The sequence below is a fragment of the Rhodoplanes tepidamans genome (assembly GCF_030813915.1).
Classification (GTDB): domain Bacteria; phylum Pseudomonadota; class Alphaproteobacteria; order Rhizobiales; family Xanthobacteraceae; genus Rhodoplanes; species Rhodoplanes tepidamans.
This window is the reverse complement of sequence record NZ_JAUSUJ010000006.1, coordinates 213,326-231,966: the sequence shown is the minus strand read 5'-3', so window position 1 is coordinate 231,966 and position 18,641 is coordinate 213,326. Positions and strand designations below refer to the sequence as shown.

Here is an 18,641-nt window from a genome sequence, read left to right as displayed (position 1 = left end):
GTGGGCGCCCGCTCAGAACGCCGCCCGCAGCCGGCCGCCGACGACATGCGCCTGGTAGTCGTCGGCGCCGAACTTGAAGTCGTAGCCGATCGAGGCCTGGATGCGGTCGGCCGCGAAGGCGGTCAGGCCGATGCCGAGGACGCCGAAGTCGCGTCCGGTGCCACCGACCGTGGTGGCGAAGGGCAGCGGGAACGCCTGGTCGACGAACGTCGCCGTCAGGGCCCGCTCCTGGTCCAGGTACTCGTGCTGCCAGAACGCTCGCCACTCCGGCGTCACCAGCCCGAAGCCGGTCCGCCACTCGGTCCGGCCGCGGACGCCCAGATTGCTGCGCAGCGAATCCGCCGTGTTGTCGCCCACCGCCAGGGCGGCATCGCCGGTCTCCGTGAAGGCGTCGATCGTCACCTTCGTGTATTGCAGCCCGAGCTCGGGGGTGAGCATCACCCGCCCGAAGCGCAGATCGGTGCCGACCGCGCCCTGGACGGCGACCTGGTCGCCGGTCGTGCTGCCGGTGTTCGCCGTCCCTAGGACCGCCCGGACGCTGTCGTAGTCGCTGCGGCCGTACAGGGCCGCGCCCTGGACGAACCAGCTGCCGGCGCGCCAGCCGCCGTAGAGGCCGCCGAGCCACGTCGTCACCGTGCCGGTGCTCCCGACGTCGTCGAGATCCGTGTCGGTGCGGCCGTAGCCGCCGAAGACACCGAGCAGCAGATCGGGAGCGAGACGGTAGTCCAGGCCGGCCGTCACGCCCGCGGTCCGGTAGCGCATGGCCGGGCTGGTGGCGCCGGCGCTCTGCCGTGCCGTGGAGGCGCTGCCCTGCAGGAAGCCGCCCCAGGGCGAGTCAGGGACGATCGGGGCGGCCTTCAGGGGCATGCCGGCCGCCGCGGCCGCGGCGGGATCGAGCGCTCCGAAGGCCGGATGGGACCGCGTCGCCGGCGCGGCCGAGGCGAACGCCGTCGAGACGGCGGCGAGGCGCGGATCGAGCCCGTCGTCCGGCCCGCCGGCGATGCCGGCGACGGTGCGGTGGCGATCGACCAGCGCGGCGATCGCGTCGACGCCACGCATCTCGAACGCCGCCCCGCCCTGCCGCGCCTGGGTGAGGCGCCGGCCGATCGTCTCGGTGGTCTGCAGCGCGGTGTCGATGCCGATCGTCGTGAAAGTCTGGAAGGCGCGCGGCGTCAGCTGCGCCATCGCCCCGGCGACGTCGGTCGCGCTCGCCACCCGGTCGACGACGGTCTGCGTGGCGAGACTCGCGCCCGTCGTGGTGGAGCCGTTGTCGAGCGCCCAGGCGATGCCGCTCGTCAGGCCGCTGGTCGCGTAGGACGAGAAGGATCGCGAGATCCCGGTGAACGCCTCGAAGCTCGTGTACAGCGTGCCGCCGATATTGACGGTCTCGCCGGCCAGCAGCGCGGCCTTCTTGGCGTCGCTGAGGCCGACCTTCAGGTAGTCGAGCGTGTCGGTGCCGGCGCCGCCGTTCACCAGGCCGACGATCTTCGAGCCCGCCCCGATCGTCACCGTGTCGGCGCCGCCCTCCATGTTGATGGCGCGCCCGGTGTTGCCGATGATGGTCCCGTAATTGGCCAGCACGTCGGCGCCCTCGCCCATCTGGATCGCCGAGCCGTCGCCGAGGATGAAGCGCGCCGAGCCCGTGCCCGTATAGGTGACGCCGTCGAGCGTCCCGACCGAGCTGGTGTCGACCGAGCCGTCCTGGAGATAGACGGTCCCGCTGGCGTCCGGGATGGTGCCGTTGCCGATGATGGTGCCGTAGTTGACGATGGAGTCGTTGTCGGCCGTGGTGCCGGTCTTGTTCTCGAGGCGGATCGCGTAGCCGCTCAGCCCGACGATGGTGGCGCCGGCGTAGTTGACGATCGTGGTCGAGGTGTAGCCGCTGCGGGAACCGTCGGTGTTGTGGTCGTTGCCGACCGTGATGCCGTAGTCGGCGCCCGAGATGGTGCCGTAGTTGTCGATCGTGCCGCCGCCGATCGTGATGCCCTCGCTGCGGTTGAGGCGGCCGTCCTCGTCGTAGCCTTTCGCGCCGAGGCCCTGGATCAGGCCGTAATTGACGATCGTCGCCGTGTAGTCGACGTCGATGCCGTCGCCGTCGCCCCGGGCCGAGGTGGTGTCGATGGTTCCGGTGATCGTGCCCCAGTTGTACACGGTCGCGGTGTAGTCGGAGCCGATGCCGGAGCCGTCCTGGCCGACGATGACCCCGCCCGCATAGTTGTAAACGGTGGGGCTGCTGTTCTCGCCGGCGTTGACGCCGCTCTTCGCGCCGGAGATCAGGCCGTAATTGTAGATCGTGCCGGTGTGGTCGTCCTGCAGGTCGATGCCGTCGGCGCTCGGCCGGTCGGTTGGCACCGCCACCGCTTCGGCGATGATCTGGCCGTAATTGGTGATGACGAAGTTGTTGCCCGGGCGGATGGCGTCGTTGTCGGCGGCGTAGATGGTGCCGGTCGACTGGTTGACGATTGTGACGGTCGCCGCGGAGACCGCGTCGAGGTCGATCGCCTGGCCGCTGCTCGTCGACGTGATCAGGCCGGCATTGTCGATCGTGATGACGCTCCCGCTCGCCACGTCTCTGTTGGCCTGGATGGCGTCGCTCGTCGACCTGATGATGCCGGTCGTGGTGTTGGTGATGGACACGATCAGCAGGCTGCCGCTGGCGGCATTGAACCGGATGGCGCGGCCGCTGCTGTTGGTCGACTCGATCGTGCCGGCGTTCTCGATGGTGATGCCGGTCGGGGTGGCGACCGTCCACGTCACCGCGGTGCTGCCGCTCACCGACAGAGCACCGGTCTCCTCGACGATCAGGCGGGTCCCGTCCGCCAGTGTCTTGGCCGTGGTGTCGGTGGTGCCGGCCGGGACGACGACGTCGGCGGCGAGGGCCGGTGCGGGAGTCGCCAGGGCCGCGATCGCGGCCATCAACGACAGACGACTCACCCCGGCGAGAAGACGCGCCATCACAACCCCCGTTCCGATTAACCCCTGGTTAATCAAGTAGCGTCGGGGAAATGACAGAGAGATGACATGGCGCGCTCGCGCGAGCCGCGCGCCGTGTTCGCGCGGAAGTCGTCAGCGGCCGCGCGTCTCCAGGCTCAGCACCGTGGCGGCGACGTCGCGGCCGGGCGTGGCGCCTGCCGCTGAGGCGGAGGGCTGCGACAGCAGCGCGCGGCGCAGCGCCGACAGATACTCGCGCTCGGTCTGCCGGGTCGGCAGCGCGCGCGGAAACAGCGGCGTCGTCGACGCGATCGCGATGATCATCTCGCGGCCGAACGGAGCGCTCACCGTCGCCCGGGGGCGGCCGTCCGAGCCGTCGCCGAAGACCAGCGTGCGGCCCGCCGCGGCCGGCTCCGGACTGTCGCCGCGCGGCTGCACGAGGTGCACCAGCGAGCCGTCCACCTGCACATAGGACACGTAGAGATAACGCGGCCGTCTCGGCGTGCGCACGGCGATGCGCACAGGGTCGCCGTCCCGCAGCACGCCGCTGCCGCCGATCGCCACGGTCGGCCGGTCGCCGGCCGCCAGGGCGTCGTCGAGCGTCTGCATCGCCTCGCATTGCGGCCACGGTGCCACCAGCACGTCGCCGACCACGGTGCCGGGGCGCGCCGCGGCGGCGCGCCGCACGGCGTCGAGATCCTCGGCCGATGCGACGAAGCCGCTCAGCACGGACCGGCCGGCCTCGGCCCGCGCCGTCACCTTGGCGCAGGGCAGCCGCTTCAGCTCGGGCAGGTCGACGCCGGCGACGAGGGGCGAGGGCGGCCGCGGCTCGACCGGCGGCGCCGGGATCGATGCCGGCCCGACCGGCGGCGGAGGCGGCGGGCGCTGGGTCCGCAGCACGTCCAGGATGCCGGCCTCGCGCACCCGCTGGCGGATGGTGTCGTAGCTCACCCAGGCATAGCCGCGGTCGCCCCAGCCCTGGCCCCAGGAGTTGATCAGCCGGAACGCCTGGCGGCGGTCGTCGTAGCCGGTCAGCGTCATGGCGTGCCAGCCGCGCGGGCCGGCGAAGCCCGGCTCGGTGAACACGCCGTCGCCGCGGTGCTTCTGGAACGCCAGGCTGTCGGCGAACGAGATCAGCACCGGGTTCGACAGGGCGAGCTGGCCCTTGATGTCGTCGAGCCGGGCGAGGTCGATGCGGCGATAGCCGCGCACCCGGAAGTCGCCGGCCCGGGCCGCCACGTCGGGGCCCGGCGGCGGCGTGCACTGGTCGGCGTAAGGGTAGGACGCCATGGACGGGGCGCCGCGCTTCAGCACCTCGATGTTGCGGACGAAGTTGGTGCCGCCGCAGTCCGGGGTGGCGCGGGCCAGATGGTAGACATAGGCCGGGCTCGCGATGTTGGTCGCCTGGCGCACGTCGCGGCCTTCTCCGGTGGCGACGTAGTAGCTGCGCGCCGCATAGGCGACGGCCCAGGCCGTGCAGGACGGCAGCTTGCCCTGGCGGCCGGGCGGCGGCATGCCGGCGGAGAGGTCGACCGAGACCGGCAGGAAGGCGCGGAACGCCTCGGTGCTCGCGAGGCTGCGCTTCGTCGCCTCGTCGATCGGCGCGTCGCCGGTGGCGTAGACGGTGTCGGGCGGATCGGGCGGCGGCACCGGCTGCGCGGCGGCGACCGCCGGCGCGAGGGCGGCGGCCGCGATCGCGGCCGCCCTGATGGCGGCAAGACGCCGGCGATGTGGGTCGTGCATGCGGACAGCCCAGGCTCTGCGCCGCCGGAGGGGTCCCGGCCGGCCCAGTGTATCCCGACGGTAAGGTGTGGCGGAAGCGCCCGGCGGTTCAGCCGCCGTCCGGCGCGTCGACGCGGGCGTCGGGATCGGCCTCCTCGCGACCGGTCAGCCGCTCGATCCAGTGGATCACCACCAGGACGAACAGGGCGATGGCGATGGCCACGACGGCGGTCTGCCAGCCGCCGAGGCCGCAGGCGATGCCGAGCGCCGCGCTCATCCACACCGTGGCGGCGGTGGTGAGGCCCTGCACCTTGCCGGCGTCGGAGTCGTGCAGGATGACGCCGGCCCCGATGAAGCTGATGCCGGTCATGATGCCCTGGATCACCCCCTGGACGACACGGCTGGTCGCGTCCGGGTGGCCCGTCATGCCCTCGACCTGCATGGCGCCGACCGCGACCGTCGCGGCTCCGAGCGAGACCAGCGCCAGGGTCCGCATGCCCACCGGCTTGTTGCGGATGCCGCGGTTGAGCCCGAGCACCAGCCCGGCCAGCGTGGCGGCGCCGAGCCGCAGCAGCACCTCGGCGATGTCGAGCATGTCGTGCAGGGAACGGTCCTCCGGTGCGGCCGCGGTCACGGCGGCTCTTTCGGAGGTAACGAGGGCGCCGGGCGGCCGTTCCGCCGGCCCGGCCCGCCTCAGTTCGGCACCCGGTGCTCCCACAGGGCGAGCAGGCGGCGCCGGAAGCTCTTCGGCGAATCGGCGAACAGCCGGCCGGCCAGCCGGGCCGCGACCGTGACGTGCTCGGCCCGGCGCGCCGCGATCAGCGGCGCCAGGCGCGAGCGCCACGGCGCCAGCGGCCCGTGCGGGTCGGTGAAGCCGGCCAGGATGATCAGGTCCTGGTGATGGCCCAGCCGGTCGCGCAGGCGCTGCGCCTCGCCCACCCAGAACTCGCCGAAGCGCGGCCACAGCGGCGCGACGATCTCCATCTGGTAGCGATGAATCACCACCCGCTGGCGGAGCCCGTGCAGGGTCTCGGGATCGGCGGTGTGCCAGTCCTCCGGGATCGCCCGGCGGGCCCGCGCGTAGTGGCGGGCGAGCTCGCTCGCCATGTCGCGGAACGAGACGTGGCCGATCGGCCAGTACTTCACGCCTTCGGTGGCGGCCAGGAGGGTCTCGTCGATCTGCTGGCGGGTCTCCGGGGTCAGCGAGACGCCCTCAGCCTCCGCCCGGATCGCGTCGAGCCGCGCCGTCACGGTGGCGATGCTGCGCGCCGAGAGCGGCGGCCCGCCGTCGACCTCCTCGTCGAGCTTGCCGAGGTCCTCGAGGGCGTCGCGGGCCGTGCGGGCGTCGCGGGCGCCGGCGAGCAGGCGGGCGAGATCGCGCGCCTCGATTCGCAGCCGCCGGCCCTCGTCGCCCAGGAACGGCTCGACCAGGCGCAGATGCGCCCGCCAGCGCTTCATCCCCTTGCGGAAGTCGTGGATCGCCTCGGCTTCGGCGATATCCGGCGACGTGATCGCGCCGCGCGCCTCGGTCAACGCCGCGCGGGCCACCTCACGCAACACATCCGGAACATGAACGCCCGGATTTTCCTTTACTTTTCCGTCGGTTCCGGCCGGCAGCCGAGCCATGCCCGAAACCGTCAAATTCTGTCCCACGATGGGCTTCCCATTCGCCGAAGCTGTGCTACATAAGCCGCGCGCCGGCAGCGACCGACTAGTCGCCCGCCGGACAGAGATTGGCGCGGGGTGGAGCAGCCCGGTAGCTCGTCAGGCTCATAACCTGAAGGTCGTAGGTTCAAATCCTACCCCCGCAACCAATCACCGAATCGATCTTACCCCCGCCCCTCGCGAGAGTCGGCGGGTTTTTTTATTGGCCGCGCCATGCACGGCCTGCGGCGCCATGCCAAGCCTGCGGCGCGCGGCCGGCGGCGCCGACGGTTGCAGCCTAATCGGGTTTTGCGACAGTTTTCCGGGGCGCGAGCGACCGGGGGCCGCCGGCCGGTGACGGCCCGCGCCATTTCGACTTGCCGTAATGGACCGTGCACGAACGGGAAGCCGGCGAGCCCCGAATTCCGGTCGATCCGGCACGCTCCTCTCCCCGATCGGCCGACCGGCGGATCGTGCCCCTGCGTCCCGCCGCCGACCCGAGCTCCCGGAGTGACCGAACGACCGCTCATGACGACGCATGTGACAGGTTGTTGCTGGCCGATCGTGCGCGGGGAAGGATCCGGAGCAGGTCACGTCACGCCATTCATTGTTTCTGCTGTCGATCGGATCGGAAACAGTACTTAACGGGACACGATCGGATCCCGGATCCTGGGCCTTTTCCTTTATGTCGCCGATATCGCCATGCCACGCCGACACGAAAGATTAGAACTTCCGTGCGACATCCTTCGGCCGTGTATCGATATTTCAGATACGAAGCATTTGAGCATGAGACATCACCCACCGTTCCGATTGCGGGCTCGAATCACGTCCGTCCTCGGAGCTTCGATCCACTCCGCCCCTCCCGAAGGATCGACATCATGAAAATCCGTGGCTCGTCGGCAGGGCGCGCTGTCCTGTCGGTCTGCGCGCTCGCCTCCTGTCTCGCCGGCGCGGCTCTGGCCGAGGACGCGAGGCCCCCGGCGCAGAGCGTCGCCGAAGAGTTCGACATGCACGCGCCCTATGTGCGTTATCACTTCGACGACACCGACATGGATTTCACACTCGGGTCGATGGTCCTCGGCGCGATCGGCAACGGAGGCGCCGAGACCGGCGAAGTCTTCTACACGGTCTCCAAGATCAAGGACGGCTGCGCCGCCAGCTGGCAGGAGCAGTGGATTCGGACGGCGGAGCGGGCCGAGGCGCGAGGCCGCAAGTCGCTGGCCGAGGGCCATGCCGTCAGCGCCCGCCAGCAGCTTCTGCGGGCCTCCAACTATTATCGGTTCGGTCTGCTGGCGATGATGACGGACGATCCGCGGCTGCGTCCCACCGCGGCGAAATCGCGCGACGCCATGAAGGACGCCGGCAAGCTCTTCGATCCACCGCTCGAATACGTCGAGCTTCCCTTCGAAGGCACGATGCTGCCCGGCTATTTCCGCAAGGCGGCAGCGGACGGCGAGCCGCGCAAGACGCTGCTGATGCTGGGCGGCGGCGAGACCTTCGCCGAGGATCTCGTCTTCTACATCATGCCGCAGGCGATCGCGCGCGGTTACAACTTCATGACGCTCGACCTGCCTGGCCAGGGCTTGTTGCCGCTGGAAGGCAAGGTGTTCCGGCCGCAGATGCAGCATTCGATCCGCAAGGCGGTCGATTTCCTCGCGGCCCGCGAGGACGTCGACAAGGCGAAGCTCGCGGTGTTCGGCATCTCCGGCGGCGGCGGCTTCGCTCCCCAGGCGGCGGAGCACGATCGGCGCATCAAGGCGGTGGTGATGAGCTCGTGCGTCGTCGACGCCGAGCCGCTCTTCGCCAGCATGACCCCGGTGGTCACCGCGACTCCGGAGAAGATCGCGACCTTCTCGTCCTTCCACGGCAACACGGCCAAGCTCGTCGCCTGGCGCTGGGGCGTGCCGATGGACAACGTGCCGGGCCTGGTGGCGGCCAACAAGGGGTTCACCTTCGATCCCGCCAAGGTGACGGTGCCGGCCCTGTCGCTGGTGGGGGAGGGCGAGTACCAGAACGCCGAGACGAAGCGGCAACAGGCGGTGTGCCTCGAGAAGCTGGCTCATCCCAACAAGAAGCTGGTGGTCACGCCGCTCGACGAAGGCGCCTCCAACCACGTCATCATGGAAAACCGCGCCCTGATGGCCCAGGTGGTGTTCGATTGGCTCGACGACATCTTCAAGAAATGACCGCGGACCGACCGGTGCGCGCCGTGACAATGCAAGGGCGGATGGCGGACCGCGCGGCGACGGCGCGGCGCTGCCTCATGGCGGCCTGCCTCGTCGTCGGGCTCACCGTCGCCGGGTTCGCCCCCGCCGGGCCGGCAGCCGCGGCGTCGGAGCCGGCCAGGGTCGTTGCGCTCGACAGCGGCAGCGTGTCCGGCCGGATCGCGGACGGCATCGGTGTGTTTCTCGGTATCCCCTATGCGGCCCCGCCCACCGGAGAGCTGCGCTGGGCGCCACCGCGGGAGCCCGCCGGATGGACTGGGATCCGCGATGCGACCGCCTACGGCCCGGCCTGCCCGCAGACGGGGCTGCTGGAGGCGACCGCCAGCGAGGACTGTCTCACCCTGAACGTCTGGGCACCCGCCGCCGCGAGTGCGGACAAGCGGCCCGTGATGGTGTGGATCCACGGCGGCGGATTCAATTTCGGCGCCTCCTCGCAACCGGAATACGACGGCGCCACGCTCGCTCGGCAGGGCGTGGTGGTGGTGACGCTCAACTATCGCCTCGGCCCGCTGGGGTTCTTCCCGCATCGGCGGCTCGCCGGCGAGCCCGGGCCGGCGGCGTCCGGCAACTTCGGCCTGCTCGATCAGATCGCGGCCCTGACATGGGTCCGGCGCAACGTCGCGGTGTTCGGCGGCGATCCCGGCAACGTCACTCTCTTCGGCCAGTCGGCCGGATCCCGCTCGGTGTCGCTCCTCACCCTCAGTCCACTCGGCGAGGGACTCTTCCATCGCGCCATCGCCGAAAGCGGCGGGCCTGTCGTCGGCTCGGAATACCTCACGCCCGCCTTCGACGGGGACGGCACGGCCGTCGCGACGATGAGCGATCGGCTCGCGGTCAGGCTCGGCTGCGCTGGTGTCGCCGACGAGATTTCCTGTCTGCGTGCCAAGACGGCGATGGAGGTGGTGAAGGCGGCCGACTGCAGGACCGGCCTGTTCGAGGACGGCCTGTTCTTCGCGCCGGTCCTCGACGGCACCGTGCTGCCGCGCGATCCGGTCGCGGCCGCGCTGAACGGTACGCGGGCTCGGGTGCCGATGATCGTCGGCAGCACCGGCAACGAAGGCACCACCTATCTGCGCGGGGTCGGCGGCCTGACGCTTCGGACGTACGACGCCTTCATGGCCGCCCGATTCGGTGCAGCGAAGGATCAGGCGTTGGCGATCTTTCCGGCCGCCAGCGACGCCGACGTGCCGCGCGCCATCGACCGGTTCATCACCGTGGCGGTCAATGCCCAGCCGGCGCGGTTCATGGCCAGGTCGTCGGAACGGGCCGGCAGCAAGGCCTATCTCTACCGCTTCACCCGCCGGCCCAACACGGCGCGGGCGCGCGATCTCGGCGCCTTTCACGGCGTCGACCTCGCCTACGTGTTCGGCAACACGACGGACGCCGACGGCTACACGGAGCTCGATCGCGCCCTCTCGCGACAGGTGATGGCCTATTGGGTGAACTTCGCCACGACCGGAAATCCGAACGGGCCGGGGCTGCCGGAATGGCCCGTCTATCGCGCCGTCACCGACGAGAACCTGGACTTCGCCGACACGGTTCGCCGCGAGAGCGGCCTGTTCCGGGCGGAGAGCGACTTCATCGACCGGGCGTCACGGTTCGGACTGACGCGATGAGTCGTCTCGCCGGGGACGGGCAAGATCGAGGAGACCGGAGGCCGTGACCACGTCGAACAGGTCGGCTCTGCTGCGGTCCGTCGCGTCGCTCTCGGGCCTGTTCGCGGCCGTAATCGTCGGCGGCAGTGTCGTCGTGGCCGGGCCGCCGGATCGGCCGGCTGTCGAGGCGCCGCTCGACCCGCATGCCGCCCATCTCGGATTCCGGTTTCGCGACCGGACGATGGATTTCGTCTTCGGCTCGCTGGTGCTCGGCGCTGCGGTGAACCACGGCAGCGAGATCGGCGAGGCGTTCGCCACGGCACGGGCCATCGTCGACGGCGATGCGGCGAACTGGCGGGCGGCCTGGCTGCGCACCGCCCCTCTCCTCGAAGCCCGCGGCGAGCGCTCGCTCGCCGGACACCATCGCGTCAGCGCCCGCGACCAGTTCATGCGTGCCGGCTATGCCTACCGGATCGCCCTGGTGGCGATGACGCCTGACGATCCGCTCTTTCTCGAGACCGCCCGCAAGAGCCGAACGTTGATGAGACGGGCCGGCGAGCTGCTCGAACCGAAGCTCGAATACGTGGAGATCCCCTTCGACGGCACGGTGCTGCCCGGCTATTTCCGCAAGGCCGCAGCGGGCGACCGGCCGGCGAAGACGCTGATCGTGATCGGTGGCGCGGAAACCTTCGCCGAGGACCAGTACTTCTATGTCGCGCCGCAGGCGTTCGATCGCGGCTACAACTTTCTCACCGTCGATCTGCCCGGCCAGGGGCTGCTGCCGCGCGAGGGCCGCGTCTTCCGCGCCGACATCGAGGTGCCGCTCGAGGCTGTCGTCGACTATGCACTGGCGCGCCGGGACGTCGACCGCGATCGGCTGGCGGTCTACGGCATCAGCAGCGGCGGCGGCTTCGTGCCCCAGGCGGCGGCGCACGACCACCGGATCTCCGCGATCGTCATGAACAACTGCGTCGTCGACGCCGGCGCCGGCGTCGCCAGGATGGCGGTGGCGACCGCGACCCCCGACATCGTCGCCGGCTGGTCCTCGTTCGAGCAGATCGCCAACCGGCTGATCGCGTGGCGCTTCGGGGTCGACATGAACGACCTGCCCGGACTGGTGGCGGCCAACCGGTATTTTCGCTTCGACCCGGCCGCGGTGACGAGCCCCGCCCTCGTTCTGGTCGCCGGCGGCGAGATGAAGAGCGCGGAGATCCAGCGCCAGAATCGAATCTGTCTCGACGGTCTCGCCAATCCCCGCAAGTCTCTCGTCGTCACCTCGGAGGCCGAAGGCGCCGCCAACCATGTCGTCATGGAGAACCGGAGCCTGATGGCTCAAGAGGTCTTCGACTGGCTGGACGAGACCTTCGCGGGTGCCGGAGCCGGCGTTCCGTCGAAGGGGCTGCGAGCGCCGGCGGCCGCATCGAGCCGGCGGCCGGCAGAGGTCCTACCCGCCCGCGACTGAGCGATGCGGGCCCGGCCGAGATGCTGGGAGGGAGGCTCGGTCCGTTCGATGTCCGGGGCCGGTCGGTCCGTCACGCCACCGCGAGGTCCTGCTTGCGGGTGGCCCAGCCGCAGACCCGCTGCTCGATGCCGGCGAAGACGACGTAGAGCAGGATGCCGAGCAGGGCGAGGGCGAACAGGCCGGCGAAGACCAGCGGCACGTCGAAGCTTGCCGTCGCCATCATCATCACGGTGCCGATGCCCCGATTCGCCGCCACCGTCTCGGACAGCACCGTGCCGACGAAGGCGAGCGTCACGGCGACCTTCAGCGAGGCGAAGAAGTAGGGCATGGCCCGCGGCAGGCTGACGTTCCACAGCACCTGCCGTCGGCTGGCGCCGAGCGCCTTGAGCACGTCCTCCATCTCGGGCTCGGTGGTGGCGAGCCCGGTCGCCACGTTGACGACGATCGGGAAGATGCAGGTGGTCATCGCGGTCAGCACGGCCGGCACCGTGCCGGAGCCGAACCACAGGACGAAGATCGGCACCACGGCCACCTTCGGGATCGACGAGAAGCCGACCAGCAGGGGATAGGCGGTGTTGTAGGCGGAGCGCGAGACCCCGACGAAGGCGCCGAGCGCCACCCCGATCAAGGTGCCGAGCAGGAATCCCAGCATCGTGGTGGCGAGCGTCTGCAGGATGTGCGGCCACAGCGCCGGCATCTGCACGATCAGGGTCGAGATCACGGCGGTCGGCCGCGGCAGCACGATCGGGCTGATCCTGAACGCCACGCAGGCGAGCTCCCAGGCGACGAACAGCGCCACGATGCAGGCCGCCGACTTGATGTGGTCGCGGGCGCGACGGGTGAGCTTCATGCCGCCGTCTCCTGTGTCGCCGTCGCCGGTGCGATCGCCGCCTGGTCTTGCCGGGCCTGGAAGATCAGCCGCCGCAGCTCGTTAGTGAGGGCGCCGAAGGCGTCCGCGAAGGTGGTCTCGAGCGTCCGCGGCCGGGCGAAGTCGACGGCGCGGTCCTCCACGACGCGGCCGGGCCGCGCGCTCATCACCAGGATGCGGCTCGCCAGGAAGGCCGCCTCGCGCAGGTCGTGGGTCACGAGAAAGACGGTCGGCCGTGTCTCGAGATACAGGTCCTGCAGCACCGACCACAGCTCCTCGCGGGTGAACTGGTCGAGCGCGCCGAACGGCTCGTCCAGCATCAGGAGCTTCGGCGCGTGGATCAGGGCGCGGCAGAGATTGGCCCGCTGCAGCATCCCGCCCGACAGCTCCCACGGCTTGCGGTCACCGAAGCCGGCGAGGCCGACTCGCGCCAGCAGCGCCTCGGCCCGGTCGCGGAACACCGTCTCCCGGTCGCGCCGATACGTGTCGGCATAGGGCTTCACGATCTTGAGCGGCAGCATGATGTTCTGCCGGATGCTCAGCCACGGCAGCAGGGTCGGGTTCTGGAACGCCATGCCGATCCCGATGCGCTCGGCGCCGACCTCGCGGCCGGCGACGAACACGTTGCCTTCGGTCGGGCGCAGCAGTCCGGCGACCAGCTTGAGGATCGTCGACTTGCCGCAGCCCGACGGGCCGACCATGGCGACGAAGTCACCCGGACGCACCGTCAGGCTGGTGCGGTCGAGCGCCAGGAGGGAAGCGTCCCCGGTGCCGAACCGCACCCGCACGTTCTCGAGCTGGACGATCCGGTCGAGCAGCGGCGGCGTCTCGGTGACGGGCAGGGCGGGCAGCGGCACGGCGTCCGTCATGGCTGCTCCTGGGCCCGCATGAAGGCGGCGACGGCGGCCTGCGCGACCTCGAGATCCTGCTCGCCCGTGCCGGAACCGACGCCGATGCCGCCGACCACCTGGCCGCCCGCGACCAGCGGAACGCCGCCGAGCAGATTGGTCATCCGGCCCGAGGTCGCCTCGGCCAGCAGCAGCGCCTTGTCGGGCGCGATGCCGCCGGTCGGCGTGCCGGTCACCGCGGCCGTCATCGCCTTCCGGGTGGCGCTCTCGATCGACAGCACGCGGGCGCCGTCCATGCGCAGGAAGGCCAGGAGGTTGCAGCCCTCGTCGACGACGGCGATGCATTGCGGCACGCCCATCGCCCGCGCCGCCTCCTCGGCGGCGGCGAGAACCAAGAGGGCGCCCGTGTGAGTGAGCTTCGTGCTCGGCCGCAGCAGGGTCACCGAATGTCTCCTTCGAGCAGATCCGTCACCAGCATGGCGCCCGGCGCGTGGGTGATGAAGAACGGCACGCGTGCCGCCTCGACCGCGGCCAGCGCGGTGAGGCCGCACGGCCAGAACAGCGCGGTCTCGCCGGGCTCGGGCCGCAGCGGCTCGCCCCAGTCCGGCATATCGGGGTGCATGATGCCGAGCGCCGCCGGATCGCCGGCATGGATCGGCGCGCCGTGGCTGCGCGGCAGGGCGGCCGTGATCGCGGCGACGGTCTCTACGTCGGCGGTGGCGAACGGCCGCATCGAGACGACCAGCGGCCCGGCGAAGGGTCCGCACGCGACCGTGCGGCGATCGGTGCGGAACAGCGGCCCCTGGATGCCGAGTTCCACGTGTCTCAGCCGGATGCCGGCCGCCCGCAGCGCCGCCTCGGCGCCGAACCAGCAGCCGATCGCGAAGGCGACAAGGTCGCCACGCCACACGGAGCGGAGATCCCCGACGCGCCGTGCGCAGCCGTTCTCGTGCACCAGATAGGCCGGCAGGTCGCTGCGCAGATCGAGGTCTTGGGCGAGCGTCGGCAGCGCCACGGCGCCCGGCGTGCCGCGTGCCAGCAGCGGGCAGGCGGCCGGATTGGCGGTGCAGAACGCTGCGAAATCGTCGGCGAAGCGCTCCGGCAGCACGACCAGATTCGCCTGCACGTGTCCGGGCGCGCGGCCGACCGTGAGGCCGTCCCAGCCGACGCGTGTCGCCCGGCGCACCGCGAGGCCGGTCTCGCTCTCGGCCATCTCGGTCAGCGTGACGGTGGCGGGTCTAGACATGCCGCACGATCCCGCCGTCGGCGCGGTAGACGCTGCCCGTGACATAGGAGGCCGGTCCGCTGCACAGGAAGGCGGCCACGGCGGCGATCTCGTCGGGCTCGCCGTAGCGACCCATCGGGATCTGCGCGCAAGAGCGCTGCCGCACCGTCTCGACATCGATGCCCTCGCGGGCCGCGGTCGCTGCGTCGGTCATGTGCACCCGCTCGGTGCCGACGCGGCCCGGCATCAGCACGTTGATGGTGACGCCGTCGCGGGCGATCTCCGGTGCCAGCGACTTCGACCAGGCGAGCAGCGCGGCCCGCAGCGTGTTGGAGATGCCGAGCACCGGGATCGGCTGCACGGCGCCGGTGCTGACGATGGTCACGATGCGGCCCCAGCCGGCCCGGCGCATCGCCGGAAGAAACAGGTCGGTCAGCCGGATCACCGACAGCGTCATGGCGCGAAAGCTCTCCTCCCAGTCTGCGGGATCGCGCAGGAGCGCGCCGCCATAGGGCGGCCCGCCCGTGTTGGCGATCAGGATGTCGACGTCGCCGACCGCGCGGGCGAAGCCGTCGAGGCTCTTCGTGTCGGCGAGATCGAGCGGGACGGTGTCGGCGCCGCCGATCCGCTCGGCCGCCTCGGCGAGCGCGTCCTGGTCGCGGGCCGCGAGCACGAGGCGGGCGCCTTCGCGCGCCAGCGCCGTGGCGACGGCGAGGCCCATGCCGCGATTGCCGCCGAGCACGAGCGCGCGTTTTCCGGCGATCCTCAGATCCATGCCGCGATCTCCCGCGTCTTCCAGGCCGACGAGACGTCGCGCACCAGAAACCGGCCACGTCCGGGCGATCCCTTGAGCTCGCCGCGCTCGACCACGATCTCGCCGCGGCTCATCACGGTCTCGGGCCAGCCCTGCACCTCCAGACCCTCGTAGGGCGTGTAATCGACATTGTGGTGCAGCAGCGCGTTGGTGATGGTCACGCGCCTCTCGGGATCCCACAGCACCAGATCGGCGTCGCTGCCGACCGCGATCGTGCCCTTGCGCGGATGCAGGCCGTAGAGCCTGGCGTTGTTGGTCGCGGTCAGCGCGACGAAGCGCTGGATGTCGATGCGGCCCTTCACGACGCTTTCGCTGAACAGGATCGGCAGCCGCGTCTCGATGCCCGGAATCCCGTTGGCGATGGCCCGGAACGGCGCCCGCGGGCCGGCCTTCAGCTTGCCCTCGGCGTCGAACCGGTACGGCGCGTGGTCGGAATTGATGATGTCGATGGTGCCGTCCTCGATGCCCTGCCAGAGGGCGGCCTGAGCCGTGCGGTCGCGCGGCGGTGGGCTGCACATCGCCTTGGCGCCGAGCAGATCCGGCATGTCGAGATCGTCGGCGGTCAGCACCAGATACTGGGGGCAGGTCTCGGCGATCACGACATGGCCGCGGGCGCGGGCGCGGCGGATCTCGTCGAGCGGCTCGCCCCCCGTGATGTGCACGACGACGAGCGGCACGCCGGCGATTTCGGCGAGCGTGACGGCCCGGTGGGTCGCCTCGCGCTCGACCGGCAGCGGGCGCGACGTCGCGTGCTCGTGCGGCCGCGTGCGCCCGGCGCGCTCCAGCCGGTCGGCGAGCCAGCCGATGATCTCGTGATTCTCGGCGTGGATCAGCACCACGGCCCTCTCCTGCCGCGCGGTCTCGAACACGTCGAGGATCTGGCGGTCGGAGAGCCGCATGGCCTCGTAGGTCATGTAGACCTTGAGGCTGGTGTGGCCGCGGCGGATCAGGGCCGGGAGCTCCTGGCCGAGCACGGCCGGCGTCGGGTCGCTGACGATCAGATGGAAGGCGTAGTCGGTGACGGCGTGGCCCTCGGCGCGGCCGTGATAGTCGGCGACCGCGGCGGCGAGCGATTCGCCGCGGTGCTGCACACAGAACGGCACGATCGTCGTGGTCCCGCCGAAGGCGGCGCTGATGCTGCCGGATCGGAAGCCGTCCGCCATCCGGGCGCCCTTGGCGGCGAGCCCGGGCGCCTGCGGCTGGTCGAGATGGCAATGCGCGTCGATGCCGCCGGGCAGCACCAGCCGCCCGGTCGCGTCGATCACGGTGTCGGCGTCGCCGAGACGCTCCGCGATCGCCGTGATGCGGCCGTCCCGGATCCCGAGATCGGCCGCGAAGACGTCCGCAGCGGTCGCGATGGTGCCGCCGCGGATCACCGTGTCGAAGCTCATGCGGGCAGCTTCCGCACGGCGGCGGCCGGCAGGAAGGCGGGATCGAACAGGTCGGCCGGCGTCGGCACGGCGGCGAGCCCGAAGCCAGCCGCGACCGCCTCCATGCTCTTCGTCAGTCGCGCCGGATCGACGGCCCCGAGGCCCTTCGCGGTCGATTCCGGCGTCGTCATCTGATTCTTGATCAGCCAGCGCAGCTTCTCTTCCTCGAGCGCGGCGTTGATCAGCGGCGCGTGCGCCTTGAGGGCCGCGATGGCCGCCTTCGGATCGGCGGCGGCCGCCTGCCAGGCGCGTGCCGCCACGGCGACCAGCGCCCTGGCGGCGTTCGGCTGCTCGGTGCGGAACTTTTGGGACAGGATGATGCCGTTGCCGTAGAGGTCGAGCCCGACCTCGGAATAGTAGAGGAAGCGGATGTCCGCCGGAGCGAGGCCGGCCTTCACCAGGCCGAAATACATGGTCGAGTCGAAGCCCAGGATGGCGTCGGCGTTGCCGCCGGCCAGCACGGCCTCGCGCAGCTGCAGGCCGACCATGTTCCATTTGACCGAGGCCGGATCGAGCGACGCCGCCTTGGCATAGGTGGTGAACAGGCGATAGGCGCCGTCAGGCGCCGCGGCTCCGATGGTCTTGCCGGCGAGGTCGGCCGGCTTGGTGATGCCCGACCTGGTCAGCGCCGCGACGCACAGCGGGCTGCGGAAATAGACCATGTAGACGCAGCGGATCGCCGCGGCCGCGTTGCGGACGTTGAACTCGGCCATCGAATTGATGTCGGCGATGCCGGCGTCGTAGACGCCGGAGCCGACCCGCGACACCGCCTCGCCCGAGCCGGCGCCGGCGTCGAGCTGGCACTCCAGGCCGGCCTCCTTGAACCAGCCGTTCTGCTGCGCCAGGAAGAACGCCGCGTTGGAGCCGTCGAACGGCGCCGCCAGCGAGAAGCGGACCGTCGTCGCGGCGCGGGCCGGGCGGGCCCCCAGGACGAATGGCGCGGCCACGGCCGCTTGTAGGAGCGTGCGTCGGGAAGGTGCGGAGGTCACCACGTCGTGTCCCTTTCCTGGTGCGGAGTCGAGGCGAGAAGGCCCGACGGGACCTCAGCAATCGGCGTGCCGATTGCGAACTTGAACAAAAACAATGTTGCGCTATGAATTGCGCGCAATCCTGTGTGCTCGGTCCGGACGTCGCGAACAACAATGAAGCAGCCCCGGCGCCTGGTCGGCGTCATGAACGACCGCAACCGCCCCCGCGTCGAGGACGCGGGCGACGCCTACCGGCATCTGTTCGCCGCGATCGTCGACCAGCGGCTCCTGCCTGGCACCAAGCTCACCGAGATGGCCCTGGTCGAGGCCTTCGGCCTGGGGCGGCGGGCGATCGGGACGGCCCTGCAGCGGCTGACCTGGGAGAAGCTCGTGGTGTTCTTCCCGAAGCGCGGCGCCTTCGTCGCGGCACCGGACGCTGCCGAGGCGCGCGACGTGTTCGCGGCCCGGGTCGCCATCGAGGCCGGCACCACCGAGGCGGTGGCGCGTGCCGCCGATCCGGCCGCCATCGCCAAGCTGCAGGACAACCTCGACCAGGAGCGGGCGCTGCGCAGGCAGGGCCATCTGCGCGAGGCCATCCATCTGTCGGGCGGCTTCCACGTGCTGATGGCCGAGCTCTCGGGAAACCGGACGCTGGCCGAGCAGGTCCGGCTGCTGGTCGCCCGCACCAGCCTGATCGTCAACCTGTTCGACAACCAGGCCGGCCTCGCCGGCTGGCACGACCACCACGACGACCTCATCCGCCACTGTGCCGCCGGCGAGGTCGAGCAGGCCGTGGCGCTGATGCGGGCTCACATCACCGAGCTGCAGGACGCCCTGGCGCTCGACCGCCGCCGGCCGGTCGCCTTCGACATGGTCGACGTGTTCGCCCGCGACTGAGAGGCCGTCCAC

At 70.9% G+C, this 18,641-nt stretch carries 15 protein-coding genes and 1 tRNA gene; 5 read left to right on the top strand and 11 right to left on the bottom strand.

Translation table 11 applies throughout. The annotated features are described in order from the left end of the window. Positions 1-12 precede the first annotated feature (12 nt). The 4 genes from J2S22_RS09900 to J2S22_RS09885 form a co-directional block, all read right to left on the bottom strand. Positions 13-2,955: an autotransporter family protein gene (locus J2S22_RS09900; protein WP_272777116.1), complete on the bottom strand. Its 2,943-nt coding sequence runs from the start codon at positions 2,953-2,955 to the stop codon at positions 13-15. Positions 2,956-3,066: 111 nt separating this feature from the next. Then, complete coding sequence (locus tag J2S22_RS09895; protein ID WP_272777115.1) at positions 3,067-4,674, bottom strand: C1 family peptidase; 1,608 nt, start codon at positions 4,672-4,674, stop codon at positions 3,067-3,069. Between the two features lie 88 nt (positions 4,675-4,762). Beyond that, positions 4,763-5,287: an MgtC/SapB family protein gene (locus J2S22_RS09890; RefSeq protein ID WP_272777114.1), complete on the bottom strand. Its 525-nt coding sequence runs from the start codon at positions 5,285-5,287 to the stop codon at positions 4,763-4,765. A gap of 59 nt (positions 5,288-5,346) precedes the next feature. Then, the gene (locus J2S22_RS09885; protein ID WP_272777151.1) at positions 5,347-6,201 is read right to left on the bottom strand and encodes a CHAD domain-containing protein; all 855 of its coding nucleotides are present in this window, start codon (positions 6,199-6,201) and stop codon (positions 5,347-5,349) included. 189 nt (positions 6,202-6,390) lie between these two features. On the opposite strand from J2S22_RS09885, the gene J2S22_RS09880 reads away from it, so the two are divergent. From J2S22_RS09880 to J2S22_RS09865, 4 genes are all read left to right on the top strand, one after another. After that, a tRNA-Met gene (locus J2S22_RS09880) sits at positions 6,391-6,467 on the top strand. A gap of 708 nt (positions 6,468-7,175) precedes the next feature. Further along, entirely contained in the window at positions 7,176-8,483 is a 1,308-nt protein-coding gene (locus J2S22_RS09875) for an alpha/beta hydrolase family protein (protein ID WP_272777113.1), read from the top strand. Next, complete coding sequence (locus J2S22_RS09870) at positions 8,480-10,138, top strand: carboxylesterase/lipase family protein (RefSeq protein WP_307155820.1); 1,659 nt, start codon at positions 8,480-8,482, stop codon at positions 10,136-10,138. Before J2S22_RS09875 ends, J2S22_RS09870 begins: the two co-directional genes overlap by 4 nt. A 43-nt stretch (positions 10,139-10,181) precedes the next feature. Further along, positions 10,182-11,579 carry an alpha/beta hydrolase gene (locus J2S22_RS09865; RefSeq protein WP_272777112.1) on the top strand — a complete coding sequence of 466 codons (1,398 nt, stop codon included), beginning with the start codon at positions 10,182-10,184 and terminating at the stop codon, positions 11,577-11,579. Between the two features lie 70 nt (positions 11,580-11,649). On the opposite strand, the gene J2S22_RS09860 is transcribed toward J2S22_RS09865, so the two are convergent. The 7 genes from J2S22_RS09860 to J2S22_RS09830 are packed head-to-tail and all read right to left on the bottom strand — an operon-like array spanning position 11,650 to position 17,711. Then, positions 11,650-12,429: an ABC transporter permease gene (locus J2S22_RS09860; RefSeq protein WP_272777111.1), complete on the bottom strand. Its 780-nt coding sequence runs from the start codon at positions 12,427-12,429 to the stop codon at positions 11,650-11,652. Beyond that, on the bottom strand, positions 12,426-13,316 hold the full coding sequence (locus tag J2S22_RS09855) for an ABC transporter ATP-binding protein (RefSeq protein ID WP_272777110.1): 891 nt from the start codon (positions 13,314-13,316) through the stop codon (positions 12,426-12,428). The genes J2S22_RS09860 and J2S22_RS09855 overlap by 4 nt, the downstream gene beginning before the upstream one ends. After that, positions 13,313-13,738 (bottom strand): GlcG/HbpS family heme-binding protein, encoded by a 426-nt coding sequence (locus J2S22_RS09850; protein WP_272777109.1) that lies wholly within the window; start codon positions 13,736-13,738, stop codon positions 13,313-13,315. The genes J2S22_RS09855 and J2S22_RS09850 overlap by 4 nt, the downstream gene beginning before the upstream one ends. Next, positions 13,735-14,541 (bottom strand): D-glutamate cyclase family protein, encoded by an 807-nt coding sequence (locus tag J2S22_RS09845; protein WP_272777108.1) that lies wholly within the window; start codon positions 14,539-14,541, stop codon positions 13,735-13,737. Before J2S22_RS09845 ends, J2S22_RS09850 begins: the two co-directional genes overlap by 4 nt. Continuing rightward, on the bottom strand, positions 14,534-15,295 hold the full coding sequence (locus tag J2S22_RS09840) for an SDR family oxidoreductase (RefSeq protein WP_272777107.1): 762 nt from the start codon (positions 15,293-15,295) through the stop codon (positions 14,534-14,536). The genes J2S22_RS09845 and J2S22_RS09840 overlap by 8 nt, the downstream gene beginning before the upstream one ends. After that, entirely contained in the window at positions 15,286-16,725 is a 1,440-nt protein-coding gene (hydA, locus tag J2S22_RS09835; protein WP_272777106.1) for a dihydropyrimidinase, read from the bottom strand. The genes J2S22_RS09840 and hydA overlap by 10 nt, the downstream gene beginning before the upstream one ends. Then, positions 16,722-17,711 (bottom strand): ABC transporter substrate-binding protein, encoded by a 990-nt coding sequence (locus J2S22_RS09830; RefSeq protein WP_272777105.1) that lies wholly within the window; start codon positions 17,709-17,711, stop codon positions 16,722-16,724. The genes hydA and J2S22_RS09830 overlap by 4 nt, the downstream gene beginning before the upstream one ends. 195 nt (positions 17,712-17,906) lie before the next feature. On the opposite strand from J2S22_RS09830, the gene J2S22_RS09825 reads away from it, so the two are divergent. Then, positions 17,907-18,629: a GntR family transcriptional regulator gene (locus J2S22_RS09825; RefSeq protein WP_272777104.1), complete on the top strand. Its 723-nt coding sequence runs from the start codon at positions 17,907-17,909 to the stop codon at positions 18,627-18,629. Positions 18,630-18,641 lie beyond the last annotated feature (12 nt).